Consider the following 16737-nt stretch of genomic DNA (forward strand, 5'->3'; position numbering starts at 1 on the left):
GTCAGCGATACAGCAGATTGAAAATCTGCGCTACGCTTCACCGCCAACTTGTGGATGCACCTCTGCAGTTGACCCGCGACCCGCCGAGATTGACGCCTGCGAAGGGAACAGGGAGACTGGTTTGCGGCAGGCATGACAACGGCGAACAAAATCACCATCCTTCGCATCCTCTTCATCCCCTTTTTCATCGTCCAGGTGTTGTACTATATCGACAGGGGGAGCGAGAATCATCGGATGCTGGCGTTCGCCACGTTTGTCGTCGCGGCTCTTTGCGATGGCGTGGACGGGTATATCGCGCGGCGGTGCAATCAGCGGAGTGAACTGGGCGCGATCCTCGACCCGCTCGCGGACAAACTCTTGCTGGTGTCCGCGATCGTGCTGTTGAGCTTCCCCAACGAACACCGTCTCGATCGCATTCCACTCTGGCTGACTGCGACCATCCTCGGGCGCGATGTGATTCTCACCATCGGCCTGGGAGTGATTCACTACACGTGCGGCAAGGTGGTAGTGCGCCCGATTCTGATCGGCAAGGCGGCGACGGTCTTCCAGATGATCACCGTGGGTTGGATTTTGCTCAAGTGGCCCGAGGCGTGGCTGCCCGTCTGGCTGTGGGGCGCCGGCGTTTGCACGGCGATTTCCGGGCTGGTTTATGTGTGGGAGGGCATCCGGCAATTGAGCGTCAGCCCGATCAGCGCCGCTTCCCCCAATCAATCCCCGAGCCGCATTTCGCACGACCCGCCCTCCTGAAAGTGTACTTATGGATCTCTGTTCTCGGGAGCAGATGCTCAGTCCAGGTCCGTCTGTGTCGTGACAAGCCCGCAACGCTGTCCTACACTGTCGCCATGAGAAGCCCGTTTCCCGGAATGGACCCGTACCTGGAAACCCGCTGGGGTGACGTGCATCAAAGCCTGATCACGTATGCCCGGGATGCACTGCAATCCCAGCTTCCACCCGACCTTCGCGCGCGCGTCGAAGAACGCGTCTTCGTCGAGACCCAGGTGGAGCCAATCCGCCGAATCGTTCCCGACCTGCACGTCGCTCAATACCCTCCGAGGCACCCTGCTTCCTCAGTGCTCCATGACAGCGGGGTGGCCGTTGCTGAACCGTTGCTTTTCCTCCTCGAAGACGAAGCGGTCACCGAAGGTTACATCGAAATCCGCGAGCGTGGCGGCGGCAAAGTGATCACGGTCATTGAACTTCTCAGCCCGGCCAAGAAGGCCGGTGGCGAAGGGCAAAAACTCTATTTGCAGAAACAGATTGCAGATTTGGTGGCGGTCCGTTCCTCAATCCTGTCGGTCTGGCGTCAGCGTCCGGAGTCGGTCGCTTGATAAACCGCGCGCCCGTCAAAGAGGGTCAGGACCACACGAACCTGCCCCGATTTGGCCCAATCAAAATCAGAACTCAGAATGTCGTGGCTCAGGATCACGAGATCCGCCAATTTGCCCGGCGTGATCGTGCCCTTGGCGTTCTCCGAAAACTCCGCGTAAGCCGAACCCGCGGTAAACGCGCGCACCGTTTCCTCGGCTGGAATCTTCTGTTCGGGCACCCAACCGTTCGGATGCTTGCCATCCAGAGTCCGTCGCGTGACCGCGGCGGCAATTCCTTGAAGCGGATCCAGCGGCGCGACCGGCCAATCCGAACCGAAAGCCAGCGTTACGCCGGCATCGAGGAGCGAGCGGAACGCGTAGGTCCCTTTCGCGCGCTCCGATCCGATACGCTTCTCCGCCCAGCGTCCGTCGTCGGCCGCGTGATACGGTTGCATCGACGCGATGACTTTTGCTTGGGCAAAGCGCGCGATATCCCGCAACCGCAAATGCTGAGCGTGTTCGATGCGGAATCGGCGGTCGCGGGCACCGTTCGTTTGCGTGACCTGCTCGAAAATTGTCAGCATCTCGTGATTCGCCCGGTCGCCAATGGCGTGGACCATGACGTGCAAGCCGGCGCGATCCGCTTCCTGCACTCGGCGCAACATCGCGCCTTCGGGAAACATTTGATCCCCGGGCAAACCATGCGTGTGCGGCGCGTCCTGGTAAGGCTCGAAGAAATAAGCGGTGCTCGATCCCAGGCTGCCGTCCGCGAATCCTTTCAGCCCGCCAATCCGAATCAAATCGTCCCCAAACGGCGCGTGGAATCCCACTTCGGCCAGCCGATCCCAGGACGGAAGCGGCGCGATGGCATAGACGCGAGTTTTCAACTCACCCCTCCGGGCGAGTTCCTGATACACCGCGAGGTCGGTGTTGCCGGACATGTCTTGCACACTGGTGACGCCAAGACTGGCCGCGTGATCCGTGGCGGCGCGCGCGGCGGCGAGCTTTTCTTCAAAGGATTTCGGCGGGATGACGCGACTCACGAAGTCCATGGCTGCATCTTTCAAGATGCCCGTCGGTTCGCCGGTCTGTGGATCGCGCACGATGAGGCCGCCGGGAGGATCCTTCGTCTCGCGAGTCACCCCCGCTAACTGGAGAGCGTAACTGTTCGCCAGCGCCATGTGGCCGTCCAGGCGACTGACGAAGACCGGCGTTTCCGGCGTGTCCGCATCGATCAACTTCTTCGTGGGCAGCGGGGCGCCTGGCCAGCTCTCGTGGTCCCAGGTGCCGCCCGTGATCCACCGGCCGCGAGGAACGTTCCGCGCAAAGTCTTTGATCCGCTGCGCGAATTCCGCCGGCGTTTTTGCGTCCCGCAAATCGATGTTCGACAACTGGGAACCGCCGCTGAGGAAGTGGACGTGCGCATCGTTGAATCCGGGAAGGAGCAATCGCCCGGCCGCGTCAATGATGCGTGTGTCTGCCGCCGTCAGCTTGCGAATTTCTGCCGACGACCCCACCGCGGCAATGCGATTGCCATAAACCGCCACCGCTTCGGCTCGAGGGCGATTGGCGTCCATCGTGCGGACGTTGGCGTTGACAATGACCAGCGTCGGCTTGAGCGACGGCGCATCGGCGCCAAAAGAAATGGAGAGGAATGTGCCGGCGAAAGCGAGAGTCATTGGTAAGTGCAATCGTAAATGCTTCACGCGCGTATCCTGATGAAGCGAGCCAGCCAAGACGAGCGCGCCCTTTGACAGCAATTCTGCCCATGAACCGGCGAAATCGCCGTCAGGTTTGGAGTGCGCCAGTCCTCTGGCGCTTTCGGAACCGCCGGACCCTGCAAATGCGGTAGAGGACTGCCGCACTCCAAGACGCTGGCGCGCACAACTTCGGTTCATGGGCGCAATGCGCGCAAAAATGTTCGGGGCAGTCTCATTTTGGCCCTGGCGTTGAAAAATGACCCGCACGTAGTCCCGGTTTTAACCGGCTTTCTGGCGGTTTTCCCGCCCGGGCCGGCTGAAGCCGGGACTACGTGCGGCCTTCGATCAAGTTTACGATTGGTTTACGACACTCGATACGAGCGGTGGATTACCTTCCTAACTGTTGGGGCAGGCAGGACGCCTGCCCTACTCTTGATCAATGCGTCTCCCACGGCGCGCGGGTAAAGCCGGGGGCGGCCTCGCGGCCAAATCGCAGCGGCGGATTGCCGTTCTCGAACGCGCCAATGTCCGGCGCGGCGCCCTGGAAATCGTCGTTGAAACCCGGCAGACGCGCGCCTTTGTCGAGCGCAGGATTCGGCGCCTCAACGACGGGGTCCGTAATCGCGAAATTCTTTCCGCTTCGCGAGTACTCGACTCGGCCCCACTTGATCGTTGGCACCGTCGGCATCAAGAACCATTCGAGCCGCTCGGAGGGCACGAACATCGACCTGACAAATCCGCCGGCGAGGTAACCGCTCGTCAGGTCGCCGCGCAGGTCGTTCGGCGGACCGTCGTTTTTCGCCGAGGGATAAACACGCCCGCGAACCCGGAAGATATTGTTCCGCGAGATGGCATTCGCGAGCCCGTGATCGCTGAACACGTTCAACGCGCCGCCCCTGATCGCCGGGGACCTGCTCGCCGTTGAGCGTCAGGAATCTTCGGGGGCCGGCGGTTTTGATGATCATCCCGCCGCTGGCATCTTGGTGCGAAACCCGGCTGGTGCCGAATAAATTTCGGAAAATGTAGATCGGCCCTTTCGAGGTGCTGGCGGTGGCGACAAACACGAAAGTCTTGTCCAGGTAATTGCTCCAGATGCGCACGTTCATGTTCGCGCCCTCGCTCTCGATGGCGTCGTCCCAGCAATTGGCGACGATGTTGCCGTAGATATCAGAATCGCGATTGGGGCTGCCCTCGAAGCTGAAGTTGCTCGCGCCGCCGATGCCATCGTTGTACCCATGATCCTCCGTCGAACGAATCGTGTTGTACCGAATGATGTTTCCTCCTGACGAATTAACCAGGGAGATTGACTGTGGGCCGTCCGGGTGGCCCGATTCCCAATCGTTCGAGCCGCTGCGTGGATGTTCGATCAGGTTGCCCTGAATCACGATCCCGCCGCTTCCTGATTCGCCATAGACCGCGCTGTCCGATCCGTGAAAAACGCCCCAGACCCGCGCGCCGCCCACCCGGCCCCATCCGGTGATGCGGCAATCTTCGACGACCACATTCTGCACGCCCTTGCGAATGAGGACCGCGTGTTGCCCGGCGTTCTTCAATTCCAACCCGCGAACGACGACATAGTTCGCGGTGACCTCGATGCAATTGTCGTGCAGGTTGAAAACATCGATCACAGTCTTCGAACCTGGCGCCGGCGTCACCAAATGCACACGCATCTGCCGTACCCGACTGGACAATCCGCAGCGGCTTGTCCAGTTCGCCACCTGGGAGATGGGTTGTCTGACCGATCGGGAACCGCTCGTTGCGCGTGGCGGCCATGAGCGAAGCCTTTTTGCCCGACGGCGCCGTCAGTTCGATTTCATAGCTCGTGCCGGGCTGAAGCTGAACCAAACTCCCGCGGAATTCCTGGTCGCGTTCGTCATAACACAACGGGTAGCCTTGTCGCCAATTGCTGTCTCCAGGCGCGCGGTAGCGAACTTAGGCTTCCGGCAAAACGCCACTCGCGGCGCGTCCCTCCACGTCACCGGGCTTCCAATACAGTCCGATGCACTCAAACGTCGGCACCGCCGTCTGAGTCCAACCGAGATTGGGCCAGAAGGCTGCGGCGACGCACAAAAGGCGGCGGACGAGACAACCAGATTGCAGGTTCAGATCTGACATTGCGAAGTTCCTTTCATTCGAGCTGAGGATCGCTGTGTTGCTACGGCATTCAGTTGTACAGTGGAGGCTGCATGCGCCACAGCCACCTTCTTTCCGTCCGCCGGTTGTGGCCTTGATGAAGATCAACTCGAGATCGACGTCACCCTTCCCCGGCGATTTCGCAAATACAGTCCGAAGCCGTTTCGAACGCCGGGGCGCGCCCAGGACCAAGGCCGTAATCCCCGCGCACGACCTGCCAGAGATCGTGGTCCATCAGGCTGACGATCGTCGTATCACCGCCGCTGTCGCCTTCATCCAGGCCGTAGTCAACTTGGACCCCGCCGTACTCAGTCAAAATGAACCGAGGATGCAGTTTCTTCCCGCCCGACTTCCGATACCAGAAACACACGCGAAGCGTGCTGCCCTTTGGCACCAGCGCGGCAAGGTGGTATCGCATGTGGTGAATTCGGTTCCCCAAAACCGCCTTGTCGAGCGATCCTTGTTTGGTGAGCGGATGGCCCACGTGCAGTTCGCACCGTTGCCACGGCTTGGCTCCGTCCCTTGCGCCGACCAAGGCAGCAAACGGGTCCCGAAACCGAGGCTCTGCGGCGTCGAAGTTCTGATCCACCAACATGAGTTCGTTCGACGCTTGAAACAAAAGTCTCACGCAATCCAACAAGCTTTCAGCCGTGCGAGGCACTTCTTTCTGCGTGTTGGTTTTCCAAGGCGGCTGGTCCTTGGCGAACTCTCCCGCGACAAGCACAGAGCCTTTATCCCGCGGATTTTTGCGCGCCACAATTACGTCAAAAGGTCGTGACGATTCGTGCCTCTCAGCGTTGGACAGCCAGTCCTTGCCTCTGTCGAAAGCGCGGCTTGTTGGAATCCATTTCTTCACCGATGCAAGGCCCGGCGACGGCTTCAACCGCGCCGCGATACTGGCCGCCTTCGTCGAACTCACGTCGTAGGCACGGCGGCATACGATCTCGCGCCAGTCTGAAGGAAACTCAGAGATCAAACGTCCACGGCTCACTCCGCAGTCTTCCTACAACTCGCGGAAGTGGCTCCAGTTCGCCATGACTTCGGGTTCGACAGCGATCTCCTTGATCATGGCAAGTCGCTCAAGCGCTCCGCAAAGAACCCGCCCGGCCACGGCGCGCCGAAGTCACCGTCCGGCGTGACCGGGAGAAGCCGGACCACCGACCCTTTCGCGGTCGGCTCAACAAACACGACGCTGATGTCCTCAGGACGCACGGGGACTTTTCCCGATTCCAGTTTTCCCTCCGTCGTTTCGCGAACGCGCCGGAGAATCCGCAGAATCAAGTGTTCACTGTGGGTCTCCAGGAGAAAGGTATTCTTGTTGTCACCGAGAGCGGACTCGATGAAAACCTCCCCAAGTTCGGCTTGAAGCGCGGGATGCAGGTGAATCTCCGGCTGTTCAATGGCAATCATCTGATTCCGGTCGGCGTACGCGTGCACCAACACCGGCAGAACCTGGCTGATGCCAATTCCGACATCGCGGTGTGAAACCGCAGTCTCGGTACGTTGGTCGATCAAAACAAGTTCGTCCAGGTGATCCAAATCCTGATTCTTCAGGAGTCTCTCGACCAATTCTTTCGCTTCGGCTTCACTATCGTATTCATCGTGTGAGATGTCGCTCAGTTCAGTGGCTTCGACCTCTTCATCCAGCTTATCAGCAAGGATAGACTCCGCTTGCGACGGAGAAATAAATCGTTCCACTCGGAAGCGGTAGGGGGTTTGCAGCCTTTGAGGCGAAGAAAGCCACGCATTTACGCGCCCTCTTACATCCTCGTTCCGTCGGACGATGTCCCACGCATACGCGCCGCCAGCAATCCAATTCTGATCACGTTCCTCGACCGCGACAAGGTGTCTGGGTGGATAGGAGCGCAATGGGCCGAGGTACTGCATTTGCCTCATGGCTCCGGCCAACGCGGCTTCGGCGTGTTGAAGAAGTTCGCCCAAGATACGAGGAAGGACTAAGCGCAGCGCAGCTCTCAATTCCTCCACGCGCCGGCCCCGGCTGATCGGTGTTAAAGCTGGCCAGGAAGAGGATTTCGACGCGGCATCAACGACCCTTGCTGGCAAAAGCCGAATACGCTCCACTACGAGTCGAGGCAAGACTTCTGCTAGAACATCGTCGGCCAGTTTGAGATCAGCTTCCGAGGCTTCCCTCGCCGTGGTGGAGGACAAGACCACAGCTTCCACGGCCCGTCTGATGGCGGCGTGCTGCAGGTTGACTCGGTCCATCCTGTACTCACGAAATGGGAACTCTCGCGGCAGCGCTTCTTTTGGCAACGCTTGCAGACGTTTCAGTTCCTCGGCGAGCGCTGCTGTCGATCGCGGCTTTCGATGGCTTAACTGGAGGATTTCCTCGTTACCCGCGAACAAAGCTGCGGTGACGACGTGAGGCCGTCCGTCCCGAACCACCCTGCCCAGATCATCCACTTCAGACCCGATCGATAGTTCAAGAGCCAGCTTCGTGGCGGGAGTCAGCAGATCCGCTAACCGCTTGCTGAAATCACCTGTGTCGATTTCAAACCGAAAATGGACTCGGTTCTCAAGGTTTCTGCGATGGACGTACTGGGCGAATCCCCCAAGGTCAACTGAACTGCCACCGACTTCAGTCTTAAATGTGTTCAATTCGCCCGTGTCCATTGCGTGCCGGGCCAGCAGCAACCCATGAATCAAGCTCGACTTGCCTGAACTGTTGGCGCCGAAAATCAGGGTCAGCGGTTTGATGGGCAATAGCTGAGGCTCCAAGAATGCCTTAAAGCCGCCCATCTGGAGAGAGGTGAGCATTGATGAGAGGTTGTATCCCGAATTTTGAATCGCCGCCAATCGCGGTCAGTTCACGCAAGCATGAGCCGACCTTTCGGCAGGGGAACGGAGATTCCGTCTTCCCTCGCGGTTTTGATCCAGAACCGAATGGCCTCCTCAGCGTTCGCCACTGCGTCAGCGCGCGTCTTGCCGTGGGCCATGCAGCCGGGAAGCTCCGGCACATCCACGATGAACGCCTCGTCTTCTTTGCTCCACCAAATGATCAGCTCATAGTTCGTGTTCTTCATACGTGACATTCAATCGGCGTCCGAGTCAGGAGAAACTTTGAGCAGCCGCGCCTGCTGCTCCATCTCGGCCAGCAATTCCTTCAGGTGCGCTTCACGCCATTTTGCCGTCAACTCGCCGGTGAACGCGCGATGCAGGACTACTGAGAAGAGACTTTCGAGATTCTCATGCACTGTGCCCATGTTCCCACGAAGCGAGTCCAACTCAACGACTGAGTGCGCGAATTGGTCTTGGAGGCTTTTGGGCGGTTTCTCGACCTCCATGCATTCAAGCCTAGACTTGGAGATGTTTGGCATTGATCCGGCGGAGCCGCCCGCGAGCGCCTCGATTGCAGGCCGTTTCCCTGGATTAGTCAAAAGCGCCCACAGATAAAGTGGATTTACTTCCGCGTCGGTCTTCAAACGAAGCCGGAAGATCAGATCACTTAACATCAGCTTGGGGCGTGTCATCCTCACGTAAACACATGCGCCGACAAGTTCCCGAGTATTCTTTCGACTGAAAAGCAAATCGCCCGGTTTGACCTCAAGTTCCGGTTGTGGTTCTTCGTCATCCGGAAGCGCCTTGTTTTCGCGATCGAGATAGCGGTTTGTGGTGACAGCGCCAAGCTTCAAGATTCCCCACTCATTGGGCCGTACCTGGCGATTCTCACAGACCGGACTCCACCCGCTCTCAATCCCGTCCAGCAAGAGCCCCAGCTTCTCGCGGGTCCACCGCTTTGGGTTAGCGGCCGGGTCGCCGAACATTTTGAGGAAAAGGGCGGGGAGAATGCGGTCGGCCAGTTTGTCCGCTTCCGCGCGCTGCCGCCGCAACTCATCTGCTTGCTCCAACAACTCCACGATCCGCCGCTGCTCTCTGAGTGGCGGGAGGAGCGTCTTGTGCCGTTTCACCATTTCATCGCTTACGGCTGGATAATTCGCACCCCGCATGTGCGAAACAAGGCCGTTGACGAAATCCGGTGTCATGCAGCGAAAAAAGATGAACTTCGCTTCAGCCAAAGCTGAATTGGCACGCAGGACGCAGAAGCCGGTGGATGCGATTTGCCCGTCAAGCTCCGGTGGTACGATCGCAACGGCGTTCAGGTTCGGACGCACCGTGGACACAAGCACGTCGCCGGAACGGACCGCCTTACGAGCGCGGCTGGGAGCATCGGCCCCCATTACCTCGGGGGCGGCGACAATTCGCTTTGCGTCTTTGTCAATGGCAGAGATGTCGATGTAGTGAAAAGGAATGTCCGGAGAAAGCGTCGGGTCGCGTTGCTCGGTCTTGACGCAGATTTGGGCGATAGCGACTGGATACCACTTCATAGCACCACCTCCGCCAGCGGGCGCGCCTGCAGGGCTTCAATGGATGTCAGCGGCTCGATTGGCAGAATCCCGAAGGGATTCCGCAACAAAGCCCAGGGTTGCGAGGCACGAGCTACCCTGGGTAATCGGGTCGAAAACGTTCTCAACCCCAACGGCGTTGCGCCACAGAGAACGCCGGTCGGGACGCAACCCCTTCGGGGTTGGCGGGTCTGCGGGACAGGCTTCCCAGGGTAGGCGCACCACGCCAACCCTGGGCTGAGGGCCGGAATCCCATCGGGATTCGCATAATCGATTTGGGACTCGCGCGCCGTGACGAGGGCAATCGTCGCACCGCGTCGTCTTTTAAGCTGCCGGCATTGTCCTATTGGATTCATCGTGCCCGGTCCTGCGGGACTTCCAGGATTTCGGGCCGCAATCCCGGAAACTTGTCGAAGCCGTGATCAAACGTCAGAAAGCTCTGACCCGAACAGACAGCAAACGCCGCCAGATAGGCGTCCTGCCAGAGCTTCGGCGAAAAGGGAAAGCCTTTGGTGAACTCCCGCAACTTGGCCTGCAGACCCGCCGGTTCGTCGCGATAGATGAACCGGTCGTCGCTCATCATCGTGTCGTAAACCTGCCAAACGCTATCGGTTGTGCAGACACTTTCTTTCATCACGGCTGGATTAGAGAGCAAGCGCAGCAAGCCCAACTGGCTGGCGCGACAGACCACCAACTGTCCGGGCGGCGTGATTTCGGACAGCCGCGTCTTCGCAATCGAATGGTGCTGGTGCTGTCCATGACAGAGCGACAAGAGGAAGTTAACGTCGCATAAACTTGGCATAGTATTCCGCCTCCTCCTTCAGAATCTGCTCCTCGGCTCGGTTCACTGCTTCTTGCGTAAGCGTTGGTGCGTCCGGTTTGCCCTGGATGATCGGGAATTCTACGCGGCGCTCAACGGCGAGGGAAGCGGTCGGAGTGCCGGATTGAATCAGTTTCGACACCGCCGCTGAAATAAACTCGTTCACATCGACTCCACGCTGCTCAGCTTGCTCGCGGGCTTGTTGGAACACCTGATCCGGCAACTCGATGGTCGTCTTCATGTTTTCCAGCTTCTCGGTTTGCCCACTCTGTGTCAATTCGATGCTCCTTGTGTGTTTGCGATCTGCTTGATGGCCGCGGGAGTTGCTCGACTAATCGGCATCGCTCACCTGTCCGCTTCGATTTCCTTCAGCAGTTTCTCCAGACCCGCGGCAATATCGCGCTCCAGCTTCAAGGTCCTGGTGATGAGCTCCGCCGGGTCTTCTTCCGGAGGTTTCTCGCCAACCTGCGGCTTGTACCGGCCGGCGGCGAGATTGTGATCATTCTCTGCGACCGACTTCAACGAGGCCCACCAGCACTTCGGTTCGTCGCTTTCCGGAGGAAGCAGCGTCCCGGCCTCGACGCCGGGCGGCTTCTTGAAACCGGAGTCCTTGTAGATGCGCCATTGCCGGAGCATCGCCGGGATATCATTTCGCTCCGGTGTCTCCGGACGTCCGCCGCCGGTGATTTTGTCCGGGTCGTAACCGTCGTTCTTGATTTCGTAGAACCAGGTTTTGCGCGCTTTCGTAGTCGCGTCGGCCTTTTCACCCCTCACTCCGGCCCTCGCCCCTCTGAGGGGCGAGGGAGAAGACTCGGACGCTTTTCGGAAAACCAGGATGCCGGTCTTCACGCCGGCGTAGGGTTTGAAGACGCCGGCCGGGAGCGAAATCACCGCCAGCAAATCGAAATCCTCGACCAGCTTTTGGCGCAGTTCGACGTGCGCGCTGGTGGAGCCGAAGAGGGCGCCCTCCGGCACGATGATCGCGCAGCGCCCGCCGGGCGCGAGTGATTCCATCGCCAGGCCGAGGAACAGCAGTTCGCTCTTCTTCGATTGCGTCGGGAGGTCCTTGCGAATGGATTCCGTCGGCAACATTCCGGCAAACGGCGGATTCGAGAGGACGACTCGGTAACGGCGGTTCACGTCCTCGTCGCTCAGGCCGCCCATTTCGGACAGCACATTGGCGCGCTTCACGCGGGCGTTGCGGATGCCGTGCAGGACAAGATTCATCATCGAGATACGCATCATCTGACGCGACACTTCGATGCCGTAGATGGAACGTTCGAGCAGTTCCCAATCGGGAACCTTCTCGCCGGGGCCTTTGCGGTAGGTCTGGAGGTTGGGCATGTCCTTCTTCGCCTGGGGGAGCGTCAGGCCGCGTTTTTCCAGCCATTCCTCGCCGTAAATCGGCACCTCGCTCGGTTCGGTGGAATACTTGGAGAGGATGTGCTCGAGCGCATCAATCAGGAATCCCGCCGTACCGCAGGCGGGATCAAAAATGGAATCGCCCAGGTCCGGGTCGAGCATTTCCACCATGGCTTTGCGAATCTGGCGGGGCGTGCGGAACTGTCCCATGTCCGACTGCGGCTGACGCGAGAGGTACTGGAGCAGATACTCGAAGATGTCGCCTTTTACGTCCGGCCCCAGCTTGGTGAAGTTGAAGGAGTCAAGCCCGTCGATGACTTCCTTCAACACGTGGGCATCGTCAATCTCCAGCTTGGCATCCTGGAAGTAAATGGCCACTTGCGGCTCCTCTTTGAGAAGCGACGCCATATAGGGGAACACTTCATCGCGCAGGAAGTCCCGGAGGTCATTGCCACTTTTGAAGCGCCAGTTGCTCCAGCGGTAACGGCTGGCCTGGTCTGGGAACAGGGGCTTGCCGTTGCCGCCCGATTTTCCCTTGAGCAGCCGTGCTTTCACTTCGAGTTCGGCTTCGCGTTCGTCGAGGAGCTTGAGGTAAATCAGGTAGGAGATTTGTTCGACGAAGAGCGTTGGAACGGCCAGGCCGCCGGACCAGAGAATGTCGCAGATGCGGTCGAGTTTGCTGCGGATTTCGGGATTCATTGTTTGTGGTAAGGACGCGTTCCACCGGGTACGTGATATCCCATTCGAGCGGCCGACGACAAGGTATGGAGTCCCGGCTTCAGCCGGTCCGACACACCAAGGCCGCCTAAAGGCAGGACTACAAGCAGAAGGCCCATGAAAAGGTTGAGCGAAATCTCCGTTCGCATGGTTGCGTTCACGCCGTCTTCCGGAAAAGCGTCTGGTTCATATCGGCCACGATGTCCTGCAAGCCTTGCTCGCCGAAGAGTTCGATGCCGACGTCGGCGGCGTTCAACACTGACAGGGGTGGTTCGAATAGATCCTCCAACTCGACTTTGCCAGTGGCGAGGCCGCGGTTTTTGAGCAGCGCGAGGTATTGGGCCTGTTCGGGCGTGACGTTCTTTGAGACCAGCCAGGCATGGAAATTCTCGGTGATCTCGTCGTCTTTGCTCTTGAGCTTCTCCAAACCGAGCGCGTGCCGGACGAATTCGATGAGGTTCCCGGCCGCGCGTCGATACGCCAGACGGAGATTCTCCTCGTTGAAGTAGTTCTCCGGACGATTCAGCTTTTCGGCAAGGGCGTGCTCTTCGGATTCAGTCAACGGTTGTCCGTCTTTGATTTTCTGGATCAGCGGATCGTTCTGCGCCGCGGCGCGGATGGACTCCTCCCAGTTCGTGACATAGACCTTCTTGTCAACGCGTTCGCCCGCAGGGCCGACTTCGACATACGTGAGGGCGTCCAACCAATCATCCTGGATGCCGAGCTCGACCAATTCGCCAGCCGGGCCGGGCGGGCGTGTGCCACCGCTACTTCCGCTGCCGCCCGCAGGACCTTCAAAAATGTCGGTCTCACTGTCGTTGAAATACTCGTGGTTGCGGAAGAAGTCGTAGATGACGAAGCGTTTTTTGCCGATTTTCGGGCAAGTGCGCGTGCCGCGTCCGCGAATCTGCTGATAGAGGATCGGGCTGAAAATCCTGCGGCAAAGAACAACGTGTAGGACTTCGCGGCAATCGAAGCCGGTCGTGAGCATGTCCACGCTCACAGCCACCATTGGGTAGGTCTCCTTCTTGAAGCGCCGAATGGCGGCGTCGGCGGCGTGAATGTCCGAGGTAATCACCTCAGCGTAATGTCCGGCGTGTTCGGGATGAAGCTGGTTGAGATAGTAAGCCAACCGTGAGGCATGATGCTTCGTAAGGGCGAACACGATCGCCTTGCCAGGGTCATCCTGCTGCGCTGGCGCAAGTTCCTTGTAACTTTCCCACGCGAGCCGGTCGAACTCCTGCATCATCTTGCGGTTCGTGTCCTCATTGGTCCACGCGCGCTCAAATTCGGCCGGATCGTAGTTCTCGCCGTTAATCGTCGTGCCGGCCGCGATCAGTTGTGTGATGCGCTTGGCAAACCGGTAAGGGACCAGGTGGCCATCCTCAAACGCCTTCACGATCGAGTAGGCGAAATCCGGCTACCCCGTTTTGCACTGATAGAACCGGTACGTGTTACGGTCGATGTAGGCCGCAGGCGTTGCGGTGAGGCCAATATGGAGGGCGTCGAAGTGCGTGAATGCTGCTTGCCAGGCTCCATAAATCGAGCGGTGGCATTCGTCAGCGATCACGATATCAAAGTAACCACTGGTAAACTCGTGGTAGCGGCAGATCATCGTTTGCAGCAGGCAAACGGTGATTTGCTTCTGCTGCGTGGCCATGCCGGCTTTGAGCCAGTAGCTGCTGTATTCGGGGCAGAGGTCCTGCAAAGCCCCGATGGCTTGCTCGGCCAGTTGTTCACGGTCAACCAGGAAGAGAAGCCGCTCGGCGCGCCCCGCCTTGAACATTCGCCTGGCATGGAGGCAGATGATGTCGGTCTTCCCGGTGCCGGTCGGCAGTTCGATGAGGAAGCGGCGCTTGCCAAGCTCAACCGCGTGATCCAATGCACGGAGGACTTCCTTCTGGTATGGGCGCACAATTCGCGGTTCGCCGACGCGAAGGTAATCGTCGGGAATCGGAATGGTCGCCAGCGGCTTGGCTTCCTTGCGCAAGTATAGAAGGCGTTCCAAATCCCGTCGGGAGTAGAATGAACTGACGACCCGGGCGTCGTCGTTTTCGTAATCCCAGAAATAGGTCAGTTCGCCATTCGATAAGAAGATGAACGGCGCGCCGATGTATTTAGCCATCGGCAACGTTTGGTGCTTGGCAGTGTAGGGGTCGATCCGGGCTCGCTTGGCCTCGACAACGGCAAGCGGACGGCCGTTCGTTGCCAGAAGAACGTAGTCAGTCCGCCTTGACTGTTCGACCTCCGCTCCAGGAACGCCAGACTCAAAATCGTGAAGTGGTTCGGCACCGGAAACGGAGACTTCCGCTCGGACCTGTGACTTGTCCGTCGGGTCCCACCCTGCTTGCCGCAGCAACGCGTCGATCAAAATTCGCGCATCCGCCTCCGAGTTTTGGTTGCTGATCTAAACGCCATTCTCAAATCTGCCGCCAGTATTGCTTCCACCAGACAATCCTTCTAGGCTAAAAATCGCAAAGCCCATAACTTGGCGGTCATGTTTTCAGAACTTCTCAGCGAGAGCGGTTTGTCCCTTGATCGATTGGAGAGTTTTTGCCGGGTCGCCCAGGCTGGTGGCGTCACGAAGGCCGCAAAGGGCGATCCCGCAAGGCAAAGCCTCTTCAGCCGCCAAATTAAAGAACTGGAGGAGTTCTTCGGGACCGATCTCATCCGGCGGAAAGGACGGGGTATCGCTCTTACCGAGTACGGCGCGCGGCTGCACACCATCGCATGCGACTGTTTTGCGGCTCTGTCTGACTTCAAAAGCGATTGTAGAGGACGTCCTGTTGAAGTCGTGATTGGCGCGGGCGAGAGCGTCATCCAGTGGCTGCTGTTGCCCCGCCTTGAGGAACTCCGCCGGCGATTGCCCAATGTTCGGCTCAAGTTTCTGAACCTCCCTACTACCGAAGCGGTGAAGCGGCTCGGAGATGGAACGATCGATTTCGCCCTGGTGCGCAAGGACGCCGCCACCCGTCCGCTTCAGACCACATCCCTTGGGGAGATAACGTACCGCCTGTTTCTTCCTCCGGGTTTGCGCGTGGCCGCAGGACCTGAAGTCAACGTCAAGGCACTCCGAGGAATTCCTCTGGCAACTCTTGAAGGCGAAGGAAGCTTTCGCACCGAGCTCAACGCTTTGGCGAAGAAGGCAGGAATAACGTTCAACCTTCAGGTCGAGTGTTCGTCCTTCCCGCTGCTTGCGCGGTTCGTCGCCAGAGGAAATGTGGCCGCCATCCTTCCGAATATCGCCGAAGAAGATTTGCTCGAGGCGGGAGTCAATGCTGTCGCGCTCCCCTTCTTGAAGCGTTTCTCACGTCCAATGTGTCTGGCGACCAATGCGCGGTTGATCCGCATCCGGCCGGTACTTGGCCAAGTCGCTGCTGTGTTGTCGCAGTTATGCCGTTTCTGACGGCTGTGGAGTCCGGATTGCCGGTCACAGTCAACGCCTCACTTTCAAATGGCTCACCGCATACCAGCCTTCCGCGTCGCGTCCGTCGATGGCCAGGCGCACGGCGGGCGTGTGCGTTGCCGGGTCCACGAGGCCGAGGGACAATTCCTATTCGCCAGGCTCAGTTCCGGCCGGGACTTGGACAGCCGATTCGGTGGTTCGCGGGCCGGGCAGCCAGCCGCGAATGGAATTCTCAGAAACGAACGTGAGGAGCCGGGTGGTGGACCCGCCGCGCTTCGTCAGGCGAAAGGCGACGCGATAATCGCGGTAGGGCGGCGCGACACCGATGTTTTCCCAAGTGACAGTGAGCGGAAGTTCGTCCCCGACGCGCACGGTGGCGAGGTGTTCGAGGCTTCGTACGACCAGACGATAACCCAACCGTCGTAGAAATTTCTCAATCTCCGGCCGCGCGCCTTCAGGGATGGGCGCCGACTTGTTGTTCACGTAACTGGCATGACAGCGCAAGGCGTAGTCGAAGATGTAACTGATGTCCCAACCTTCCTGCTTCCATTTGCGCATATCCCAACAACTCTCGAAAGCCACGGGCGCGGTCTTCTAGGCCTCCTGCGCCCCGGTCTTGGCCAACTGTTGCAGATAAAAATGGTCCATGTGATTCCAGGTCTTGGAAAATCCACCCATGTCCCCCAGGCAATCCGCGCGCCACCCCAGCCTGTCCTTCACCGTGCGCTTCATTCCCTTTTCTCTGTATTGGCCGGAGCCGGTGCACATGATCCGGAAGGCGAACTTTTGGCCGGCGCGCCGGGCGTGCGCGAGTAATTCGTCGAACCTGTCGAAATCGATCTCGCCGTCGCGCGGTTCGATCTCGCGCCAGTAAAATCGGAAATACGCGCTCGCGCTGGGCAAGCCTTGGAGATTCTTATCGTCGTCA

16 protein-coding genes and 1 pseudogene are annotated in these 16737 nt (G+C 59.1%); 3 read left to right on the plus strand and 14 right to left on the minus strand.

The genetic code is table 11. The features are described 5' to 3' along the window. The first annotated feature begins 132 nt into the window (after positions 1-132). Together FJ398_04045 and FJ398_04050 are read left to right on the plus strand one after the other, a co-directional pair. Positions 133-747 carry a CDP-alcohol phosphatidyltransferase family protein gene (locus FJ398_04045; protein ID MBM3837126.1) on the plus strand — a complete coding sequence of 205 codons (615 nt, stop codon included), beginning with the start codon at positions 133-135 and terminating at the stop codon, positions 745-747. A gap of 95 nt (positions 748-842) precedes the next feature. Then, a complete protein-coding gene (locus tag FJ398_04050) occupies positions 843-1328 on the plus strand; it encodes a DUF4058 family protein (protein MBM3837127.1) in 486 nt (161 codons plus the stop codon). On the opposite strand, the gene FJ398_04055 is transcribed toward FJ398_04050, so the two are convergent. The 12 genes and pseudogenes from FJ398_04055 to FJ398_04110 form a co-directional block, all read right to left on the minus strand. Further along, on the minus strand, positions 1304-2986 hold the full coding sequence (locus FJ398_04055) for an amidohydrolase (protein MBM3837128.1): 1683 nt from the start codon (positions 2984-2986) through the stop codon (positions 1304-1306). The genes FJ398_04050 and FJ398_04055 overlap by 25 nt on opposite strands. A 457-nt stretch (positions 2987-3443) precedes the next feature. Beyond that, positions 3444-3695 carry a hypothetical protein gene (locus tag FJ398_04060; protein MBM3837129.1) on the minus strand — a complete coding sequence of 84 codons (252 nt, stop codon included), beginning with the start codon at positions 3693-3695 and terminating at the stop codon, positions 3444-3446. Next, positions 3610-4677 carry a right-handed parallel beta-helix repeat-containing protein gene (locus FJ398_04065; GenBank protein ID MBM3837130.1) on the minus strand — a complete coding sequence of 356 codons (1068 nt, stop codon included), beginning with the start codon at positions 4675-4677 and terminating at the stop codon, positions 3610-3612. The genes FJ398_04060 and FJ398_04065 overlap by 86 nt, the downstream gene beginning before the upstream one ends. Positions 4678-4939: 262 nt before the next feature. Then, complete coding sequence (locus FJ398_04070; GenBank protein ID MBM3837131.1) at positions 4940-5122, minus strand: hypothetical protein; 183 nt, start codon at positions 5120-5122, stop codon at positions 4940-4942. A gap of 139 nt (positions 5123-5261) precedes the next feature. Further along, positions 5262-5864 carry a hypothetical protein gene (locus tag FJ398_04075; GenBank protein MBM3837132.1) on the minus strand — a complete coding sequence of 201 codons (603 nt, stop codon included), beginning with the start codon at positions 5862-5864 and terminating at the stop codon, positions 5262-5264. A gap of 341 nt (positions 5865-6205) precedes the next feature. Next, positions 6206-7918, minus strand: coding sequence for a hypothetical protein (locus tag FJ398_04080; GenBank protein MBM3837133.1), 1713 nt, complete (start codon positions 7916-7918; stop codon positions 6206-6208). A gap of 50 nt (positions 7919-7968) precedes the next feature. Further along, complete coding sequence (locus FJ398_04085) at positions 7969-8184, minus strand: type II toxin-antitoxin system HicB family antitoxin (GenBank protein ID MBM3837134.1); 216 nt, start codon at positions 8182-8184, stop codon at positions 7969-7971. A 9-nt stretch (positions 8185-8193) separates the two neighbouring features. After that, complete coding sequence (locus tag FJ398_04090) at positions 8194-9486, minus strand: hypothetical protein (protein ID MBM3837135.1); 1293 nt, start codon at positions 9484-9486, stop codon at positions 8194-8196. 370 nt (positions 9487-9856) lie between these two features. Beyond that, positions 9857-10306, minus strand: a complete 450-nt coding sequence (locus tag FJ398_04095) for a VapC toxin family PIN domain ribonuclease (protein ID MBM3837136.1) — start codon at positions 10304-10306, stop codon at positions 9857-9859. Beyond that, on the minus strand, positions 10284-10565 hold the full coding sequence (locus FJ398_04100) for a hypothetical protein (protein MBM3837137.1): 282 nt from the start codon (positions 10563-10565) through the stop codon (positions 10284-10286). The genes FJ398_04095 and FJ398_04100 overlap by 23 nt, the downstream gene beginning before the upstream one ends. A 104-nt stretch (positions 10566-10669) precedes the next feature. Further along, entirely contained in the window at positions 10670-12385 is a 1716-nt protein-coding gene (locus tag FJ398_04105) for an SAM-dependent DNA methyltransferase (GenBank protein ID MBM3837138.1), read from the minus strand. A 175-nt stretch (positions 12386-12560) separates the two neighbouring features. Next, a pseudogene (locus FJ398_04110) lies at positions 12561-14810 on the minus strand (restriction endonuclease subunit R). Positions 14811-14900: 90 nt separating this feature from the next. Here FJ398_04110 and FJ398_04115 point away from each other — a divergent pair. Beyond that, positions 14901-15809, plus strand: coding sequence for a LysR family transcriptional regulator (locus tag FJ398_04115; GenBank protein MBM3837139.1), 909 nt, complete (start codon positions 14901-14903; stop codon positions 15807-15809). A 147-nt stretch (positions 15810-15956) separates the two neighbouring features. Here the strand turns inward: FJ398_04115 and FJ398_04120 are convergent, their stop codons facing one another. After that, positions 15957-16391: a DUF4832 domain-containing protein gene (locus FJ398_04120; protein ID MBM3837140.1), complete on the minus strand. Its 435-nt coding sequence runs from the start codon at positions 16389-16391 to the stop codon at positions 15957-15959. Positions 16392-16403: 12 nt separating this feature from the next. Further along, complete coding sequence (locus FJ398_04125; GenBank protein ID MBM3837141.1) at positions 16404-16712, minus strand: hypothetical protein; 309 nt, start codon at positions 16710-16712, stop codon at positions 16404-16406. Between the last annotated feature and the right edge of the window lie 25 nt (positions 16713-16737).

This window comes from Verrucomicrobiota bacterium (assembly GCA_016871535.1).
GTDB lineage: Bacteria > Verrucomicrobiota > Verrucomicrobiia > Limisphaerales > SIBE01 > VHCZ01.

Excerpts from the sequence above, each read along its gene's own strand:
- FJ398_04045 (MBM3837126.1), top strand. The coding sequence starts at position 133 with ATGACAACGGCGAACAAAATCACCATCCTTCGCATCCTCTTCATCCCC.
- FJ398_04065 (MBM3837130.1), bottom strand. The coding sequence starts at position 4,677 with ATGCGTGTGCATTTGGTGACGCCGGCGCCAGGTTCGAAGACTGTGATC.
- FJ398_04105 (MBM3837138.1), bottom strand. The coding sequence starts at position 12,385 with ATGAATCCCGAAATCCGCAGCAAACTCGACCGCATCTGCGACATTCTC.
- FJ398_04060 (MBM3837129.1), bottom strand. The coding sequence starts at position 3,695 with ATGCCGACGGTGCCAACGATCAAGTGGGGCCGAGTCGAGTACTCGCGA.
- FJ398_04055 (MBM3837128.1), bottom strand. The coding sequence starts at position 2,986 with ATGACTCTCGCTTTCGCCGGCACATTCCTCTCCATTTCTTTTGGCGCC.
- FJ398_04090 (MBM3837135.1), bottom strand. The coding sequence starts at position 9,486 with ATGAAGTGGTATCCAGTCGCTATCGCCCAAATCTGCGTCAAGACCGAG.
- FJ398_04100 (MBM3837137.1), bottom strand. The coding sequence starts at position 10,565 with ATGAAGACGACCATCGAGTTGCCGGATCAGGTGTTCCAACAAGCCCGC.
- FJ398_04095 (MBM3837136.1), bottom strand. The coding sequence starts at position 10,306 with ATGCCAAGTTTATGCGACGTTAACTTCCTCTTGTCGCTCTGTCATGGA.
- FJ398_04080 (MBM3837133.1), bottom strand. The coding sequence starts at position 7,918 with ATGCTCACCTCTCTCCAGATGGGCGGCTTTAAGGCATTCTTGGAGCCT.
- FJ398_04115 (MBM3837139.1), top strand. The coding sequence starts at position 14,901 with ATGTTTTCAGAACTTCTCAGCGAGAGCGGTTTGTCCCTTGATCGATTG.
- FJ398_04085 (MBM3837134.1), bottom strand. The coding sequence starts at position 8,184 with ATGAAGAACACGAACTATGAGCTGATCATTTGGTGGAGCAAAGAAGAC.
- FJ398_04070 (MBM3837131.1), bottom strand. The coding sequence starts at position 5,122 with ATGTCAGATCTGAACCTGCAATCTGGTTGTCTCGTCCGCCGCCTTTTG.
- FJ398_04050 (MBM3837127.1), top strand. The coding sequence starts at position 843 with ATGAGAAGCCCGTTTCCCGGAATGGACCCGTACCTGGAAACCCGCTGG.